The organism is Humidesulfovibrio idahonensis (genome assembly GCF_054657715.1).
The window spans coordinates 1,276,275-1,291,527 of sequence record NZ_BAAHYE010000002.1 but is presented as its reverse complement, the minus strand read 5'-3'; the positions used below and the strand labels follow the sequence as shown (position 1 = coordinate 1,291,527).

At 62.2% G+C, this 15,253-nt stretch carries 17 protein-coding genes; 5 read left to right on the top strand and 12 right to left on the bottom strand.

Translation table 11 applies throughout. The annotated features are described in order from the left end of the window. The first annotated feature begins 266 nt into the window (after positions 1-266). The 4 genes from ACYQ4W_RS06375 (at position 267) to lpxC (ending at position 4,274) form a co-directional block, all read left to right on the top strand. Positions 267-1,145: a DUF1385 domain-containing protein gene (locus ACYQ4W_RS06375; RefSeq protein ID WP_459854190.1), complete on the top strand. Its 879-nt coding sequence runs from the start codon at positions 267-269 to the stop codon at positions 1,143-1,145. Beyond that, positions 1,145-2,218 (top strand): peptide chain release factor 1, encoded by a 1,074-nt coding sequence (prfA, locus tag ACYQ4W_RS06370; protein ID WP_459854188.1) that lies wholly within the window; start codon positions 1,145-1,147, stop codon positions 2,216-2,218. The genes ACYQ4W_RS06375 and prfA overlap by 1 nt, the downstream gene beginning before the upstream one ends. A 4-nt stretch (positions 2,219-2,222) precedes the next feature. Next, complete coding sequence (prmC, locus tag ACYQ4W_RS06365; protein ID WP_459854187.1) at positions 2,223-3,176, top strand: peptide chain release factor N(5)-glutamine methyltransferase; 954 nt, start codon at positions 2,223-2,225, stop codon at positions 3,174-3,176. A 150-nt stretch (positions 3,177-3,326) separates the two neighbouring features. Next, positions 3,327-4,274, top strand: a complete 948-nt coding sequence (gene lpxC / locus ACYQ4W_RS06360) for a UDP-3-O-acyl-N-acetylglucosamine deacetylase (protein WP_459854184.1) — start codon at positions 3,327-3,329, stop codon at positions 4,272-4,274. A 220-nt stretch (positions 4,275-4,494) separates the two neighbouring features. Here the strand turns inward: lpxC and ACYQ4W_RS06355 are convergent, their stop codons facing one another. From ACYQ4W_RS06355 to ACYQ4W_RS06345, 3 genes are all read right to left on the bottom strand, one after another. After that, positions 4,495-5,358 (bottom strand): hypothetical protein, encoded by an 864-nt coding sequence (locus ACYQ4W_RS06355; RefSeq protein ID WP_459854181.1) that lies wholly within the window; start codon positions 5,356-5,358, stop codon positions 4,495-4,497. Positions 5,359-5,366: 8 nt separating this feature from the next. Further along, a complete protein-coding gene (locus tag ACYQ4W_RS06350) occupies positions 5,367-5,786 on the bottom strand; it encodes a hypothetical protein (RefSeq protein ID WP_459854179.1) in 420 nt (139 codons plus the stop codon). Between the two features lie 166 nt (positions 5,787-5,952). Further along, positions 5,953-6,513: a hypothetical protein gene (locus tag ACYQ4W_RS06345; RefSeq protein WP_459854176.1), complete on the bottom strand. Its 561-nt coding sequence runs from the start codon at positions 6,511-6,513 to the stop codon at positions 5,953-5,955. A gap of 183 nt (positions 6,514-6,696) precedes the next feature. Between ACYQ4W_RS06345 and ACYQ4W_RS06340 the strand changes: the two genes are divergently transcribed. Further along, complete coding sequence (locus tag ACYQ4W_RS06340; RefSeq protein WP_459854173.1) at positions 6,697-6,915, top strand: hypothetical protein; 219 nt, start codon at positions 6,697-6,699, stop codon at positions 6,913-6,915. 9 nt (positions 6,916-6,924) lie between these two features. Here the strand turns inward: ACYQ4W_RS06340 and ACYQ4W_RS06335 are convergent, their stop codons facing one another. The 9 genes from ACYQ4W_RS06335 to fliR are packed head-to-tail and all read right to left on the bottom strand — an operon-like array spanning position 6,925 to position 15,121. After that, entirely contained in the window at positions 6,925-7,269 is a 345-nt protein-coding gene (locus tag ACYQ4W_RS06335; protein WP_459854170.1) for a hypothetical protein, read from the bottom strand. Beyond that, positions 7,270-7,962 (bottom strand): flagellar basal body-associated FliL family protein, encoded by a 693-nt coding sequence (locus ACYQ4W_RS06330; protein ID WP_459854168.1) that lies wholly within the window; start codon positions 7,960-7,962, stop codon positions 7,270-7,272. Between the two features lie 36 nt (positions 7,963-7,998). Then, a complete protein-coding gene (locus ACYQ4W_RS06325) occupies positions 7,999-8,382 on the bottom strand; it encodes a chemotaxis response regulator CheY (RefSeq protein WP_459854165.1) in 384 nt (127 codons plus the stop codon). Positions 8,383-8,397: 15 nt separating this feature from the next. Beyond that, positions 8,398-9,189, bottom strand: a complete 792-nt coding sequence (locus ACYQ4W_RS06320) for a FliA/WhiG family RNA polymerase sigma factor (RefSeq protein WP_459854163.1) — start codon at positions 9,187-9,189, stop codon at positions 8,398-8,400. Further along, the gene (locus ACYQ4W_RS06315) at positions 9,131-9,961 is read right to left on the bottom strand and encodes a MinD/ParA family protein (RefSeq protein WP_459854161.1); all 831 of its coding nucleotides are present in this window, start codon (positions 9,959-9,961) and stop codon (positions 9,131-9,133) included. Before ACYQ4W_RS06315 ends, ACYQ4W_RS06320 begins: the two co-directional genes overlap by 59 nt. Positions 9,962-9,972: 11 nt before the next feature. Further along, positions 9,973-11,043, bottom strand: a complete 1,071-nt coding sequence (locus ACYQ4W_RS06310) for a flagellar biosynthesis protein FlhF (RefSeq protein ID WP_459854159.1) — start codon at positions 11,041-11,043, stop codon at positions 9,973-9,975. Between the two features lie 37 nt (positions 11,044-11,080). After that, positions 11,081-13,186 carry a flagellar biosynthesis protein FlhA gene (gene flhA / locus ACYQ4W_RS06305; RefSeq protein WP_459854156.1) on the bottom strand — a complete coding sequence of 702 codons (2,106 nt, stop codon included), beginning with the start codon at positions 13,184-13,186 and terminating at the stop codon, positions 11,081-11,083. Positions 13,187-13,245: 59 nt separating this feature from the next. Further along, positions 13,246-14,310 carry a flagellar type III secretion system protein FlhB gene (flhB, locus tag ACYQ4W_RS06300; protein ID WP_459854153.1) on the bottom strand — a complete coding sequence of 355 codons (1,065 nt, stop codon included), beginning with the start codon at positions 14,308-14,310 and terminating at the stop codon, positions 13,246-13,248. A 25-nt stretch (positions 14,311-14,335) separates the two neighbouring features. Next, complete coding sequence (fliR, locus tag ACYQ4W_RS06295; RefSeq protein WP_459854150.1) at positions 14,336-15,121, bottom strand: flagellar biosynthetic protein FliR; 786 nt, start codon at positions 15,119-15,121, stop codon at positions 14,336-14,338. Positions 15,122-15,253: the final 132 nt, after the last annotated feature.

Genomic DNA, 15,253 nt, shown 5'->3' with positions numbered 1-15,253 from the left:
CTGGAATGCCTCTGTTGGGTAAGCCAATGGAGGCATTCTTGTTTCCCCCCGCCCGGGCGTGGCGCGGTTGAATCGCTGATTCCGCCGCGTGTCTTTACTTTGTCCGGGCCGGGATTATCTGGAAGGGGCCTGCCGGATGTTCCGGCTGGCGGTCCATTTGGCCATTGCCCCTTGACCATCCAGAGGTTGCCCTCTTGAAACGCTCCCTTTTTCCTTTTTGTGCCGCGAACTCCACTGTGGGCGGCCAGGCTGTCATTGAGGGCGTGATGATGCGCTCCAAGAACCGTCTCGCCATTGCCGTGCGCAAGCCCGACGGCCAGATCGTCGTGGAGCTCCGCCCCTGGTTCACCCTCACCAATGCGTCCATCCTCAAAAAGCCTTTTCTGCGCGGGTTTCCCGTGCTGCTTGAGACCCTGGTCAACGGCATCAAGGCGCTCAACTTTTCCGCCATGCAGAGCGCGGAGGATGAAGAGGGCGAGAGCGAACTGACGCCGTGGCATCTGGTGGTCACCATGGTCGTGGCCTTGGGCGTGGCCCTGGGGCTGTTCGTCGTGGTGCCGCACGTGCTTTCCGCCGTCATGCAGTGGCTCGGCCTTTCCGGCGACGTGGAGTCCTTGAGCTTCAACGCCTGGGACGGCGTGTACAAGATGCTTGTCTTCGTCGGCTACATCGCCGCCATCTCCTTCGTGCCCGACATCCGCCGCGTGTTCCAGTACCACGGCGCGGAGCACAAGGTGATCTGGAATTTCGAGAGCGGGCAGCCGTTGTCCATTGCCGGCGCGCAGGCCCAAAGCCGCCTGCATCCGCGCTGCGGCACGTCGTTCCTGCTCTTCGTGCTTGCGGTCAGCATATTGCTGCACACTATTTTTGTGCCCGTGCTGCTTTCGCTCTACAAGCCGGACGTGTTCCTGCTCAAACACCTCTACATTGTCGGCGCCAAATTGCTGTTCATGATCCCCGTGGCCTGCGTGGCCTACGAGATCATCCGCTTCGCCGGCAAGTTCAACACCAACGTGCTCTGCCGCATGCTGTGCTGGCCCGGGCTGGCGCTTCAGATGCTCACCACCAAGGAGCCTGACGACAGCCAGGTCGAGGTGGCCATGGCCGCCCTCAAATGCGCCGTGAGCGAGGAGGGCTGCTCCTGATGTTCGCCAAACTTGAAGAAATTGAACGCAGCTTTGCGGACCTTGAAAAAGAGCTGGGCGCGCCCGAGGTGCTGGCCGACCAGGAGCGCTACCGCAAGGTCGCCAAGAGCCACGCCGACCTGGGCGCCATTGTGCGCGCTTTTCAGGAATACAAGCGCGTGAGCCAGGAACTGGCGGACAACCACGAACTGCTGCGCGACGCCGACCCGGAAATGCGCGAAATGGCCGAATCAGAGGCCGAGGGGCTCAAGGCCCGCCAGGAAGAGCTGGACGCCAGCCTGAAGTTGATGCTTCTGCCCAAGGACCCGCTGGACGACAAGAACAGCATCCTGGAAATCCGCGCCGGCACCGGCGGCGAGGAAGCCGCGCTTTTCTGCGCCGATCTTTTCCGCATGTACACCCGCTTTGCCGAACGCATCGGCTGGCGCGTGGAGATTCTTGACGCGAGCCCCACCGACACCGGCGGCTACAAGGAAGTCATCGCCTCCATTTCCGGCGAGCGCGTGTACAGCAAGCTCAAGTGGGAAGCGGGAGTGCACCGCGTGCAGCGTGTGCCCGCCACCGAGGCCCAGGGCCGCATCCACACCAGCGCTGTCACTGTGGCCATCATGCCCGAGGCCGAGGAAGTGGATGTGAACATCCGCACCGAGGACCTGCGCATCGACGTGTTCCGCGCCAGCGGCGCGGGCGGCCAGCACGTCAACCGGACGGAGTCCGCCGTGCGCATCACGCACATCCCCTCCGGCCTGGTCGTGCAGTGCCAGGACGAGAAGTCGCAGCACAAGAACAAGGCCTCGGCCATGAAGGTGCTGCGCTCGCGCTTGCTGGCCCAGGAGCAGGAGAAGGCCAAGGCCGTGGAGACGGACATCCGCCGCGCGCAGGTGGGCTCCGGCGACCGCTCCGAGCGCATCCGCACATACAATTTCCCCCAGGGCCGCGTGACCGACCACCGCATCAACCTCACGCTCTACAAGCTGGACGCGGTGATGGAAGGCGATTGCGGCGATCTTATCCAGGCCCTGACCAGCCACTACCAGACCGAGGCTCTGAAGCTGCAAGCCTCCGGCTCCTAAAACCGTGGAAGGCCCGCGCAAGCTGGGCGCCCTTGCCGCGCTCTTGGCCAAGCACGATCCACGGACGCGCCTTGGCGAGACGCCCGGCACCGTGCGCGAGGCCGTCGCCTGGGCCGAAAAGCAACTCTCCGCCGCCGGGATAGACGCTCCGCGTCTTTCCGCAGAGCTGTTGGCCGGCAAGGCCTTCGAGCTCTCCCGCCTCGGCCTCATTGTGCGCCACACGGACAAGCTTGACCCCGACCAGTTGGACGCCCTGCGCGCGCTGGTCGCGCGCCGCGCCGTAGGCGAACCCGTCGCCTACATCCTGGGCGAGCGCGAGTTCTTCGGTCTGGCCTTCCGCGTCACGCCCGACGTGCTCATCCCCCGGCCGGAGACGGAGTGCATCGTCGAGGAGGCGCAGCGCCTTTACCCCTCCAAAGCGCCGCTGGCCTTTGCCGACTTCGGCACCGGGTCCGGCGCGCTGGCCGTCACCCTCGCCCATGAATTTCCCGCAGCCCATGGCCTTGCGGTGGACCTCTCCGGCGCGGCGCTGGAAGTCGCCAGGCAGAACGCCCGCGCCCACGGCGTTGCCGAACGATTGGAGTTCCGCTGCGCAGACTTCACCAGCCTTGAACTGCCGCCCGCGTCTCTGGACCTCGTGGTGGCCAATCCGCCTTATGTCACCCAAGAGGAGTACGCCGGATTGTCGCCGGAGGTGCGGGACTTCGAACCGGAGCTGGCCCTGGTGAGCCCGGAGCAGGGGCTTGCGCATCTGCGCGGGCTGCTGCCCGTTGCCGCACGCGCCCTGCGGCCCGGCGGCGCGCTGCTTTGCGAGATCGGCAGCGGACAGGGGCAGGCCGCCCTGGAACTCGCCGCCTCGCCCGGCCTTGGACTGGGCGGTGCCGTCATCCTCAAGGATTATGCCGGGCTGGACCGCATCCTCAAGGCCGTGCGCTTTTGCGAAAACGCGCCAGTTTAAAACAAGAATGTCGCACCTATGCGACGTTGTGGTGGAAACAACACAGTCCGCCCATGTAGCGGCTTTACGGAAAATCAAATCAATCGGCATAGTTGAAACATTGTTTCACGTTGGCATCCCCTGTGCATAGTCCCGTGCGTTGGAGGAATTATGCATCAGACCACCATTCGCAACACGGTACGCTGCACGGGAATCGGCTTGCATAGCGGCAAGCAGGTTGAAATGGTGCTGCGTCCGGCCCCCGAGGACACGGGAATTCTGTTCGCTCTGCGCAGCGGGTCTGGCACTTCCTTTCTGAGCCCCAAACCGCGCCTCGTCGTCGATACCGGCCTGGCCACCAGCCTGGGCAACGGCCACGACCACATCGCCACCGTCGAACACCTGCTGGCCTCCGTGCGCGGCCTCGGCATCGACAATATCCGCATCGAAGTGCAGGGCCGCGAGCTGCCCATTATGGACGGCAGCGCCGCCTCCTTCGTCTACCTGCTGAATCAGGCCGGTCTGCGCCGCCAGAACAAGGCGCGCAAGGTCCTGGCCATCACCAAGCCCATCGTGTTCGAGCGTGACGGCAAGTTCATCAAGGCCACCCCGCACGACGGCTTCGCGGTCGACTACACCATCCAGTTCGCCCATCCGCTCATCGGCCGGCAGAACCTCTCCATGGAAGTCACCCCCGATCTTTTCAGCACCGATCTCGCCAAGGCGCGTACCTTCGGGTTCCTGCGCGAAGTGGAGTACCTGCACGCCAACGGCTTGGCCCTGGGCGGCAACCTGGATAACGCCGTGGTGCTCGACGAATTCGGCGTGCTGAACACAGACGGCCTGCGCTACCCCGATGAGTTCGTGCGGCACAAGCTCCTCGACTTCGTGGGCGACATGGCCGTCATGGGCCTGCCTCTGCAGGGCCGCTTCGAGGTCTTCGCTTCCGGCCATGCGCTGAACAACTCCTTCCTGCGCTACCTGGAAGACAACGCCGCGGAGTACCTGGAAGAGCGCACCCTTGAGCTTCCTGTCGCGGTTCCGGCGGCTGTGCCCGCCAAGGCGCCGGCGAAACAGCCTGTTCCCTCCGGCCTGCGCGGCCAGCCAGCCATGGCTTAGACGTTTGAAAGAAGACCTTCAGAAACGCCCTTCGGGGCGTTTTTTTTTTGGCGTTGAGAAAGGTGGCAGGAAGGCTGGCGGCGGGGAATCCGGGGGAGAACCTTTCAGGAAAAAGGTTTTCCCCCGGGCCCCTTTCCAAAGACTTTTTAAAGGGGAAACAGGGCGCTGGTGTTCGGTGCGGCAGTGAGCGGGCACTAAGCGTGAGGGAACAGGCGGGCACCTAAACGCGGGTGTTCAGCCCGCCCGAAGACCACATGGGCACATCGCCGAACAGCTCCCCGAGAATGCCGCCCAATGCGGAAGAACGAAGCTGGTTCGGCCCATGCATCTGGGGTTCCTGGCCAAGCATTTCGCGGGCCATGGCGCTGAGCTCAACAAGTGCGCCCCCAGCCTGGGACGGATGCTCGGCCAGCACCACAATCCTGGCGGAGGCGCCGGAGAAGATCCGCGCCTCAATGCCGCCGCAGGCCGCGTCCGTGGCGCTTAAACCCGTCTCGATGCAGCCGTCGGCCCTGGCGCGGCGCAGGGTCTCTTGGCGGCGCAGCCCCGGCAGGAGCCAAGGCTCGTAAAGCGCCTGGGCGTTTTGCGCAGCGGCAAGCCCGGCGTTGATCTGCGCGAGATAATCCAGCGCCTTGGCCAGGTTCTGGGCCGACTCAGTGTGCGCGTCGAGGGCTATGAAGAACGCTTCGCGCCGGAGCGCTGCCTGCGGAGGGATTGCGGCCACAAGCGCCAGGATCGCGGCGCCCTGGGTTTCGAACACCTCGCGCGCGGCGCGGAAGCGTTGCACAAGGCCCGTCAAATCACCCGTATCCACTCCGGCGGAAAGCGCCTGGAGCATGATCTCCGGGGTCAGCGCCCGCACGATGAACATGAGCTGGTCGCCTGGGCTGGCGTTGACCTCAAGCCTGGCCAGCAGGTCCTCGCCGCCGATTTGCACCCAGTAGAGTCCGCTGGCCTCGCGGCGCAAAATGCGCCCCTTGACCCGCTGGCCGATGCTGTGGCGCGCGCGGAAGGCGGCCGCGCGGTCGCGTTCGCCGCTGGGTTGGCCAAAGCCGCCGCCATAGCCGCCGATGCGCATGGGCACGCGCCGGGCTACAGGCCCGACTGGTCGATGATGAGTTCCACCTCGTCGGTGCCGATGCCGGTGGCCTTGGAGAGTTCCTTGACGCTTTTGCCCTGGCGGTGGCCGGTGATGATGATTTGGCGCAGGAATTGGGGCGAGCGGGCGTATTCGTCGGCCTGCTTGAGCAGCTTGTTCAGCATGATCACGCGCTCGGTCAGGTCGGTGTCGAGCCGGGCGAGTTCCTCTTGCCTGCGGCCGAAGCTGTCCACAAGCTCCTGCTCCAGCTGGGCGTTGGCGCGCAGTTTGACGAGAAATTCTTCCTGCTTGGTCTGCATGCGGGCGATGAGCGCCTCTGACTTGCGCAGGCGCAGGTAGAAGGCGATGACAACGAACAGCAAGGCCAGCTCGGTGATGGTGAGGGCCAAAAGCATGAGGGCGGATATCTGCATGTCGGCACCTGTTGTTTAGCTGTGGAACGCCCGGCAGGGGAGTTGCCGATGCCGGTCAGATGCCCGGTTTTGCCTTGAAATGCAATGAGCCGGGGCGTGTGGTGCAATAAAAAAGGCGCGGGCGGTTCCGTGGGGAGCCGCCGCGCGCCGTTTGATCTCGCAATGACTATTTCGGCGCGCCGAAGGATTGGGCGAACAGGGCGGCGATGGCCGCGCGGCCGTTGTCCTCCAGGAACCGTGTGCCGGTGCCGGTGAAGTGCGCCTTGGTGATGACCGGATTGGCCACTGGGTGCCAGGCGTTGTCGGTCCAGGTGAACCAGCCGTTCTTCACCTGATCGAAGACGAACAGGGGTTTGTTGCAGATCTTGGCGAACTCCGCGCCCCAGCCGGTGCCGCCGTTGACCGTGCCGTTGTCCAGAATGGCGCCGATGACGAACACCTCGAGCCCGGCATCCACCTGATACATGATGGTGCGCAGAACCATGCGGATGAGCGGGCCGTTGCTGAAGTTGCGGTCGAGCAGTTTGGAGACGTAGGTGAGGCTCACGTCCTTGCGCATGAGTTCTTCCTGGGTCAGCATCCGCAGGCCCCGGTTGCGCTCTATCTTATGGCCTTCAAAGGAATAATTGACCTCTTGAACGCCGAACAGTTCGGCCTGTTTGCCGAACTCCGCTTCCGCGCCCTGGGCGCCGCCGCTGAACAGGGTGAACTCGCTGGCTCCGGACATAAGGTCTCCTTGTCGTGGTGTTTTAACGGCTGCGTTCCGCATCTCGCCGTTAGTCCATTATGCACATTCCCGTGGCAGGAGGCAATGCCGCCAGGGCTGGAGATTATATCTCGCGTTTTAAAATATAAAGGCATACGCTTTTGATAATGACTGATCCCATGTGCCGTCAGGGGAGGATCAAACATGCCGAACTGGGTGTTCGCGCTTGTTGTGCTGGGAATAGGCTTGGGACTCGCCATCTATGTGGACCGCATGAAGGCGAGGCCCGGCAGCGGGGCTGGCGAGCTGCGTCCGCGAAGAGAGCGGTCGAAGTGGCTCTATTTCTGGTATCTTGGGCGTTTTCCGACAGAGAAGGAGCAGGCTGAGGACGAGAAGGTAGGCAAGGACGGGAAAGACGGCTAGCCTGGCTGGCTAAATCTTGACGTTGATGATGTTTCCGGACCAGGGCGAGGCATTTGAAGAGGACGTTGCCCCGATGGTCTGATCTGTTTCGGCCGCGTGCTTGGGCTTGGCTTGGCGCTGCGCTTGCTGCTGCGCCTGCTTGTTGTTGCCGCCTGTGTCGCGTCCCATGGCGGCAAGCCCTTCATCCTTCTCCACTTCCTGCACGTTGTGCTCTTCCTTGCGCTGGTTCTCGGCCACCATCTGGCCGAAGAGAACCTGCTGCGCCTCGTGCGGAATGTGCTGAGGCCCCAAAACCTGTTGCACGTTGGGCAGCTGCGAAATGAGGATGGGCAGGTCCAGCGGGCTGGAGGACATCTACTTCACCACGTACTCCTCGAACATCAGGTTGTCGAATTTGCCGTCTGCAACGTATTGGTTGATGACCAGCAGCAGTTCGCTCCGCAACTTCTCCGCATTATGCTCATCGGCCAGAAACTGAACGTCTTTATTCTTCAGGTAGTAGAAGATGGCGTTGCGGGCGGGCATGAGCTTCTGCTGGAAATCCCGCACGCTCGCCTGTTCCGTCGTGGTGAGCAGAATGCGCACGATGAGGAAACGGACTTCGTCGCCTTCGCCCTTTTGCTCCACCCAAAACGGATCAAGCCGGACTTGCAATTCCTGCGGCTCTGGTTTGGCTTCGGTGGCGTTGGCGGCCTCTTTCGGGGCCTCCGCCACTGGCGGGGGGGCGGCCTTGCCCTTGAAGAAAAACATCTTGATGGAGACTCCCGCAATGACCAAAAGCACCAGAGCGGCGATTCCGAGAATGATGAGCTTTTTCTTGCGGTCAAGCCCGTTGGGCTTCTTCTCTCCCGTATCCAGCGCAACCGGCTCGGCCGGCTTTGGCGGTTGCGGCTTGACCTCTTCTTCCTCTTCAAGGAAGGGCGCGTCCTCCAGATCGAGCTCGACCTTCTGCGTCCCGCGCGAGGCCTCGCTGGTGTCGATCATGGCATCGGACTGTTTGGTCCCGCTTGCGGGCGCTCCCCCGGTCTCCTCGGTCTGATCAGCCATGATGAACGCGATGCCCCCCGGTCAAGGGCCCGGGCTTTAGTTGCCGAAGATCTTGTCGATCTTCTGGCCCAGAGTCTCGGGCGTGAACGGTTTGACGATGTAGTTGGAAACCTTGGCCTGCACGGCTTCGATGATGTTCTCCTGCTGGGCCTCGGCCGTGACCATGAGGAACGGCGTGGCGGCGTACTCCTCGCTGGAGCGCACCTTGCGCAGCAGCTCGATGCCGGTCATCTGCGGCATGTTCCAGTCGGAGATGATGAAGTCGATGTTGTCGCGATTGAGCGTTTCCCAGGCAGTGGTTCCATCGTCAGACTCGACGACGTTGTTGAAGCCGAGCTGGCGGAGAATGTTCTTGATGATTTTGCGCATGGTCGAAAAGTCGTCAACAACGAGGATGCGCATATTCCTGTCTGCGGGCATGATTTCTTTCTCCTGTCAGCCTTCGTTTTCGTAACGCCTGCGGAAACTGTCACGCAGTTTGGCAAGGGCCTGGGAATGCAGTTGGGAGACCCGCCCTTCGGTGATGTCCATGACCTGGGCGGTTTCCTTCATGTTCAACTCTTCGCCGTAATACAGAGATATGACAAGCTTCTCTCTGGGCGTCAATTCTTCTATGAGCCCCGCAATCTTGTCAACCATTTCCTGAAAAGCCGTGGATTGATACGGCTCGTTTTCCGACAAGGATTCGCTGGTGCCGACGAAATTCTCCTGAAAGGCGTCGAGGCTGACGCAAAGCTGGTTCTGCAGAGCCTCCAGGCCGTTCTGCACCTCGCGCGGCGACATGCCGGTCTTGGTGGCCAGCTGCTCGTGCGTGGGCGTGGCGCCGGTCTCGTGCTCGATTTGGCGCATGGCCTCGTCGAGCATCTTCACCTTCTGGCGCATCCCGCGCGAGAACCAGTCCATGCGCCGCAGCTCGTCGAGCATGGCGCCCTTGATGCGGTTCTCGGAATACGTGTCGAACTTGATGCCGAGCTCCGGGCGGAACTTGCCCAGGGCGTCAAGAAGTCCGATGCTTCCGGCGCTGATGAGTTCGCCAAGCTCCACGCTCTGCGGAAGCTTGTTCTTCATCCGCAAAGCCAGGATGCGAATCTTCGGGGCGTAGTGGCGGACTATCTGTTCCTGGTCGCGGGGGGGGAAATGCGCCCAGGCCCGTTGTCCGCCTTCCAACTCACGCCACGGACTGCTCCTGGAAGAGGAGCTTTTTCCAAAAGAACTTGATGTTTCCATCTGCTTTTGCCGTGACCTTCCAGGTATTAATTCTCTCTGCCGCCTGTCTGATGGCCACGCTGGCCGGGCAATTCGGGCTCATATGCGCAAAGGGGGTCTGGTTGATGACCGCTTTGCGCACCGCTGGGTCGAGGGGGATGAAGCCCACCAGGTCAAGGGACACGCCGGAGAGAAAATGATCGCAGGCATTGTACAATTTAACGAAAATTTCTTTTGCCGTCTTCTCGTCCTTGGCCATGTTCACCAAAACGCGGAAGCGGTCCACGCCGTGGTTCAGCTTCAGCACCTTGATAAGTGCGTAGGCGTCGGTGAGCGAGGTCGGCTCAGTGGTCAAAACGACAAGCCGCTCCTGCGCGGCGATGTTGAAATAGAGCACGTTGTCGTTGATGCCCGCTCCCGTGTCCACGATCAAATGATCGATCCCGCCTTCTAAGTAGTCCATGGCTTCGAGAAGGTCCAGCTTTTGCCCGGTGCTTAAGTTCACCATGTCGCTGACGCCTGAAGCCGCGGGCAGAATGCGGAAGCCGTAGGGCGTATCGCACAGGATTTTTTCCAGCGTCATGCCTTCGTTGAACAGGTGGAAGAGGTTCAGCTTGGGCGCAAGGCCCAAAATGACGTCCACGTTCGCCAGACCGAGGTCGGCGTCGAGGATGACCACGCGCTTGCCCATCTTGGTCAGCGCGCAGGCGAGGTTCACCGAGATGTTCGTCTTGCCGACGCCGCCCTTGCCGGAGGTGACGGAAAAGACCAGTGGGAGTGCCGTCGCAGTCATTGTGCCTCGCCTTATGCCGCCTGCTCGGCGCTTTGGCCGGGCAGCGTGTGCTTGAAGATCAACCGCCACAACATGTCACTTTGGGCCGGGGCGATGCTGTTCTTGAGCCCAGAGCCGAAAGACAAGGCGGATACGGGCAGTTCCGTGAGCCGCGCCATATTGAGCAGCGCTCCGAAACTACAGGCTTCGTCCAGTTTCGTCCAGATGAGACTTTGCAACTGCGGGCACATGTAGCGCCGGGCTATTTCCGCATACTGGCTCGCCGCGAAGTAGGGCGCAAGGACCAGATGCGCGGCCATGTCCACGCCGTCGTCCAGGCCCAGATCGGCCAAATGCTCGCTCAGTGCGGCTTTTCCCGTCAGTCCGGGCATGTCCACAAAGATCATGTCGAACTTCGGCGCTTCCTTGATGAGTTCCTGCATCTCCTCGGCGCTGCCCGCCTCGCGGAAGGCCAGCCCGGAAAGGTCTGCGTAGTGGCGCAGCACCAGCCGCCCCTTGCCCTGGCCCTGGTCGGCCGCAACCACGCAGATGCGGGCCTTGGGCCGGGCCTGCTTTTCGCGCAGGGCCAGGCGGATGAGCGTCAGGGTTTTGCCCACGCCGTGTGGACCGGCGAAGACGTGGAACTTCTGACGCCACTTTTTTGACTCGAAGCCGTAACACGGCGCCACGGACTCCAGAACCGGCAGGATGGGCCGGTCCGGATCGGCCTTGAGCTCCAGGTAGACGCGCAAAAGCACCTGCATGTCGGCTTCCTCGCGCTCCAGGTACTTTATGGCCACGCGCTGGCGGGGCGTCAGCTCGTCCATGTTGAGCTGCGGCTTCACCAGGGCCATGAGCTGGTCCTTGATCTGCCGCCACTCGCAGGCCCAGTCCGCCGGGCTCGGGTCCATTTGCGGCATTATGCCGCTGGCGTCGCGCGCGGGCATCAGCGGCGTGTTCCGCGAAGGCGCCGCCGCGCTTCTGGGGTCGATGGCGGCCGTGATTTCACAGCCCTTGCCCGAAGCGCCCCGAACGGTCTTGGTGCCCAGGATGATCGCCTCATCGCCCAGCTCGGCCTTGACCCTCGCGAGGGCCGCCTGCATATCCGATCCCTTGAATGTTTTTACGTGCATGGCTGCTCTAGCTCAGTTTCACAGTGGCCAAGGATTGGATGCGAATATCTGCCGGTATTTCCGCCTGCGAAATCACAGGCAACGTTGGCAGGAAGCGAAGCAACAATTGGGCCAAGTGCGGCCGCACCTGCGGCGTGGTGAGCAGAACCGGCTGGCCGTCGGTGCCGATGGCGGCGTCCTGCGCGGTGGAGATGGCCTTGATGATCTGCTGGGCCTTGGCCGGCTCCAGAGCGAGGTAGCCTCCCTGGTCCGTGTTGCGCAGGCTGTTGATCAGCACGGTGTCGATGTCGTTGGCCAGGGTGAGGATGGGCAGCGAGTTGTCGCTGGACAGGAAGCCCTTGACGATGGTGCGGCCCATGCGCGAGCGGATGTACTCGGTGAGCACCGCGGGCTCCTGTACGGCCGGACCGTAGTCGGCCAGGGCTTCCACGATGGAGAGCATGTCGCGGATGGAGATGCCCTCGCGCACCAGGTTTTGCAGAACCTTCTGCACCGTTCCCAGTGGCAGCACGCCGGGCACCAGATTCTCCACGGCCTTTGGCGCGCGCTTGGACAGATTGTTCAACAGTTCCTGCACTTCCTGGCGGCCCAGGAACTCGTGCAGATTGCGGCGGAAGACTTCGGTCAGGTGCGTGGCCACGACAGTGGAGGGATCCACCACGGTGTAGCCGGCGAGCATGGCCGCCTCGCGTCGGGCTTCCGGAATCCACACGGCGGGCAGGTTGAAGGCCGGCTCCACTGTGGCCACGCCTTCGATGCGCTGCTTGGCGTCGCCCGGGTCCATGGCCAGGAAGTGGTCGATGAGAATCTCCGCCGAGGCGATGGGGTTGCCCTTCACCAGCACGCGGTATTCGCCGGGCTTGAGCTGCAAATTGTCGCGCAGGTGCAGCGAGGGGATGACCACGCCCATGTCCAGCGCGAACTGGCGGCGGATGCTGCGGATGCGCGAGAGCAGGTTGCCGTTCTGCTCCTCGTCCACCAGGGGAATGAGACCGTAGCCGACTTCCAGCTCCAGCTGGTCGAGGGGCAGCAGCGACTGCACTTCCTCGGGCGTGTCGAGCTTGGGTCCGGTGCCGTTGGCCTTGTCCTTTTCGGCCTGCTGCTGGGCGTCGTGGGCCGGGCGGGTGCGCTCGGACATGCGGGCCACCCAGAAGACAAGCGCGGCGAACATGAGGAAGGGGATGGTCGGCAGGCCGGGCACCAGGGCGAAAACGACCAGGATGCCGGACACGAGCTTGAGGGCCCGGTGGTGGAAGGTCAGCTGGCCCAGGAATTCCTCGCCCATCTTGGCCTCTGCCGCCGCGCGCGAGACGATGATGCCCGAACCCGTGGCGATGATGAGCGAGGGGATGGTGGAGACCAGGCCGTCGCCGATGGAGAGCAGGGTGTAGGTGCGGGCCGCTTCCTGCCAGGGCATGCCCTTTTGGAACACGCCGACGAAGAAGCCGCCGATGACGTTGATGAGCAGCAGGATCATGCCGGCCTTCACGTCACCTTGAACGAACTTGCCCGCACCGTCCATGGCGCCGTAGAAGTCCGATTCCTTGCGGATCCTGTTGCGGCGCTTGGTGGCTTCGGGCTCGTCGATGAGCCCGGCGTTCAGGTCGGCCTCAACGGCCATCTGCTTGCCGGGCATGGAATCCAGGGTGAAGCGGGCGGCGACTTCGGCGATGCGCGTCATACCGGAGACGATGACGGTCTTGTTGATGGTGAAGAGGATGAAGTAGACGACGATGCCGATGGCGTAGTTGCCGCCCACGACGAACTCGCCGAAGCTTTGGATGACCGAGCCCGCCGCGCTGGTGCCCTCGTCGCCGTGGAGCAGAACGAGGCGGGTGGCCGCAACGTTCAGCGAAAGGCGCATCAAGGTGGTGACGAGCAAAAGGGACGGGAAGATGGTGAACTCCATGGGCGATTCCATGAACATGCAGGTGATGAGCACCACCAGGCTTATGGAAATGCTCAAGGTGAGCATGAGGTCGAGCAGGATCGTGGGAACGGGCACGAGCATCATCATGAGGATGACGACAACGCCGATGGCGAGCATGATGTCGCCCTGTTTGGCGAACTTTGCGTAATCGATGTCGACGGCGGCGAATTTGGCGCTAGACATATTGTTGACGCTCCTCACGGTTTCAAACCGGCGGGACCGTCAACCGTTCGCAGGGGAGATCAGGCCTGGCGTCTCTTGAATTTCGAGAGCTTGGCCAATATGGCGGCCACGGCCTGATACATCTCCTCGGGGATTGTCTCACCGATTTCCACCTGCTTATACAAAGCCTGTGCCAGCGGTGGATTTTCGTGGATGGGGATGTCGTATTCCATGGCGATCTCTCTGATTTTCTTGGCAATGGCGTCCGCGCCTTTGGCGATGACCATGGGGGCCGGCGCCTCGGTGAGGTCGTAGCGAAGGGCGATGGCGAAGTGGGTGGGGTTGGTGATGACCACGTCGGCCTTGGGCACCGTGCTTTTGAGCCGGCGTCCTATGACCTCGTACATTTTGCGCAACTGCTTTTGCTTGATGACGGGATCGCCTTCCGCCTGGCGGCGCTCGTCCTTCACTTCTTCCTTGGTCATCATGAGGTTGTCGTCGTAGCGGTAGCGCGTGTACCACAGGTCGGCAATGGCGATGAGAACCATGGGCACCAGGGCGTAGCAGCACATCTTGTAGGCCACCAGCAGCATGTAGCTGGTTATGCCCATGACGTTCTGGTGGAACAGGGGCACCAGGTTCGGCAGCTCCTGCTTGATGACGATATAGGGGGCGATGGCGACCACGGCGGCCTGGCCTATGCTGCGCCCCAGGCGCACCAGGGTTTCCGGGCTGATGATGAGCTGCTGGAGCGCCTTGGGAATGTCGAAGTTGATGCGCGACCAGTCCCACTTGAAGCTCCACAGCTTGCCCACTTGCAGCCGCACCGCGGCGTAGGCCGTAATGGCGATGACCACCATGAGCGGAATGACCATGAGGGCGCACTTGCCAAGAGACCAGATGAAGAGATGGTAGACGGTCTGCTGGTCCAGGTTCTGGCGCAGCCCCTCGGTGAAGTACCACTGAAACACTTCGGTCAGATTCTTGTAGAAGTAGGGGATCATGTAGCGCATGGCGATGACGCCCACCAGCAGCACCACCGCCTTGCTCACTTCCGGAGACTTGGCGACGCTGCCTTCATCGCGCGCTTTCTTGATCCGCTTGCCGGTCGCTTTTTCTGTTCTACTTGGATCGTCTCTCGACATTTCGTGCTCAGTGGCGGTTTGCGCGTTACGTGTGGGGAACGCCGAGATGCATGAGATGCAGCATCACCTGGTCCATGGCCTGAATGAAGTTCGTCACATAGTCGCTCATCATCTCCATGACGTACGACATGAACAGGAAGCCCACGGCGATCTTGAGGGGAAAGCCCATGACCAGGATGTTCATTTGCGGCGCGGTGCGCGAAATAAGCGCCAGAGCCAGGTCGACCAGGAACAGGGCCATGATGACCGGCGCGGCGATGCGCACGCCCAGGATGAACATCTGCTTGGAGAAGAGCATGACCTCGGTCATGAGTTCCGGGGTGAGGAACAGCCCCCCCGGCGGTACGATGTCGAAGCTGCTGCCCAGGGCCTTTATCAGGTGCAGGTGCCCGTTCAGCGAAAGGAACGTGAGCATGGTGCACATGTAGATAAAGTGCGTGGTCATGGGCTCTTCCTGGCCGGTCAGGGGGTCGATGGAGTTGACCATGGAGAAGCCCATTTGGAAGTTGATGATGGCGCCGCCGATTTGCACCGCCGCGATGATCATGCGCACAATGCAGCCGAGGGTGAGGCCGAGGACGATCTCGCCCGCGAACATGATGGCGATGTTCATGGGATTGGCCGGAAAATAGCTGCCCGGAAAGGCCAGCTTGGGCCACACGGCCAGGGTGATGACGAGCAGCAGCGCGGCTTTGACGACGTTGGGCAGCGTATCGCCGAAAAAGGGCATGACGAAGAGCACCACGCTGATGCGGAACAGCGTGAGGTAGAAGCTCATGACCATGTTCGGGTCGAAATTGAAGATGTCCATTGCCCGTCCGTCCGGCTTTGCTTCACAGCGGTCTCGCGCACGTCGCGCGGACCGGTTCGGGCATAGCGAGCGCAGACTAGCCCACCTTGTGCGGGGCGTAAAGTGGCAAGGCCGCGCGGCAAACGTGCGCTG

Bases quoted from the DNA above. Each gene is read 5' to 3' on its own strand.
- ACYQ4W_RS06320 (WP_459854163.1), bottom strand. From the start codon at position 9,189: ATGGAAACATCAAGTTCTTTTGGAAAAAGCTCCTCTTCCAGGAGCAGT.
- ACYQ4W_RS06345 (WP_459854176.1), bottom strand. From the start codon at position 6,513: ATGTCCGGAGCCAGCGAGTTCACCCTGTTCAGCGGCGGCGCCCAGGGC.
- ACYQ4W_RS06350 (WP_459854179.1), bottom strand. From the start codon at position 5,786: ATGCAGATATCCGCCCTCATGCTTTTGGCCCTCACCATCACCGAGCTG.
- flhB (WP_459854153.1), bottom strand. From the start codon at position 14,310: ATGTCGAGAGACGATCCAAGTAGAACAGAAAAAGCGACCGGCAAGCGG.
- ACYQ4W_RS06330 (WP_459854168.1), bottom strand. From the start codon at position 7,962: ATGGCTGATCAGACCGAGGAGACCGGGGGAGCGCCCGCAAGCGGGACC.
- fliR (WP_459854150.1), bottom strand. From the start codon at position 15,121: ATGGACATCTTCAATTTCGACCCGAACATGGTCATGAGCTTCTACCTC.
- ACYQ4W_RS06340 (WP_459854173.1), top strand. From the start codon at position 6,697: ATGCCGAACTGGGTGTTCGCGCTTGTTGTGCTGGGAATAGGCTTGGGA.
- ACYQ4W_RS06315 (WP_459854161.1), bottom strand. From the start codon at position 9,961: ATGACTGCGACGGCACTCCCACTGGTCTTTTCCGTCACCTCCGGCAAG.
- prfA (WP_459854188.1), top strand. From the start codon at position 1,145: ATGTTCGCCAAACTTGAAGAAATTGAACGCAGCTTTGCGGACCTTGAA.
- ACYQ4W_RS06325 (WP_459854165.1), bottom strand. From the start codon at position 8,382: ATGCCCGCAGACAGGAATATGCGCATCCTCGTTGTTGACGACTTTTCG.
- ACYQ4W_RS06310 (WP_459854159.1), bottom strand. From the start codon at position 11,043: ATGCAGGCGGCCCTCGCGAGGGTCAAGGCCGAGCTGGGCGATGAGGCG.
- lpxC (WP_459854184.1), top strand. From the start codon at position 3,327: ATGCATCAGACCACCATTCGCAACACGGTACGCTGCACGGGAATCGGC.
- ACYQ4W_RS06375 (WP_459854190.1), top strand. From the start codon at position 267: ATGATGCGCTCCAAGAACCGTCTCGCCATTGCCGTGCGCAAGCCCGAC.
- flhA (WP_459854156.1), bottom strand. From the start codon at position 13,186: ATGTCTAGCGCCAAATTCGCCGCCGTCGACATCGATTACGCAAAGTTC.
- ACYQ4W_RS06335 (WP_459854170.1), bottom strand. From the start codon at position 7,269: ATGTCCTCCAGCCCGCTGGACCTGCCCATCCTCATTTCGCAGCTGCCC.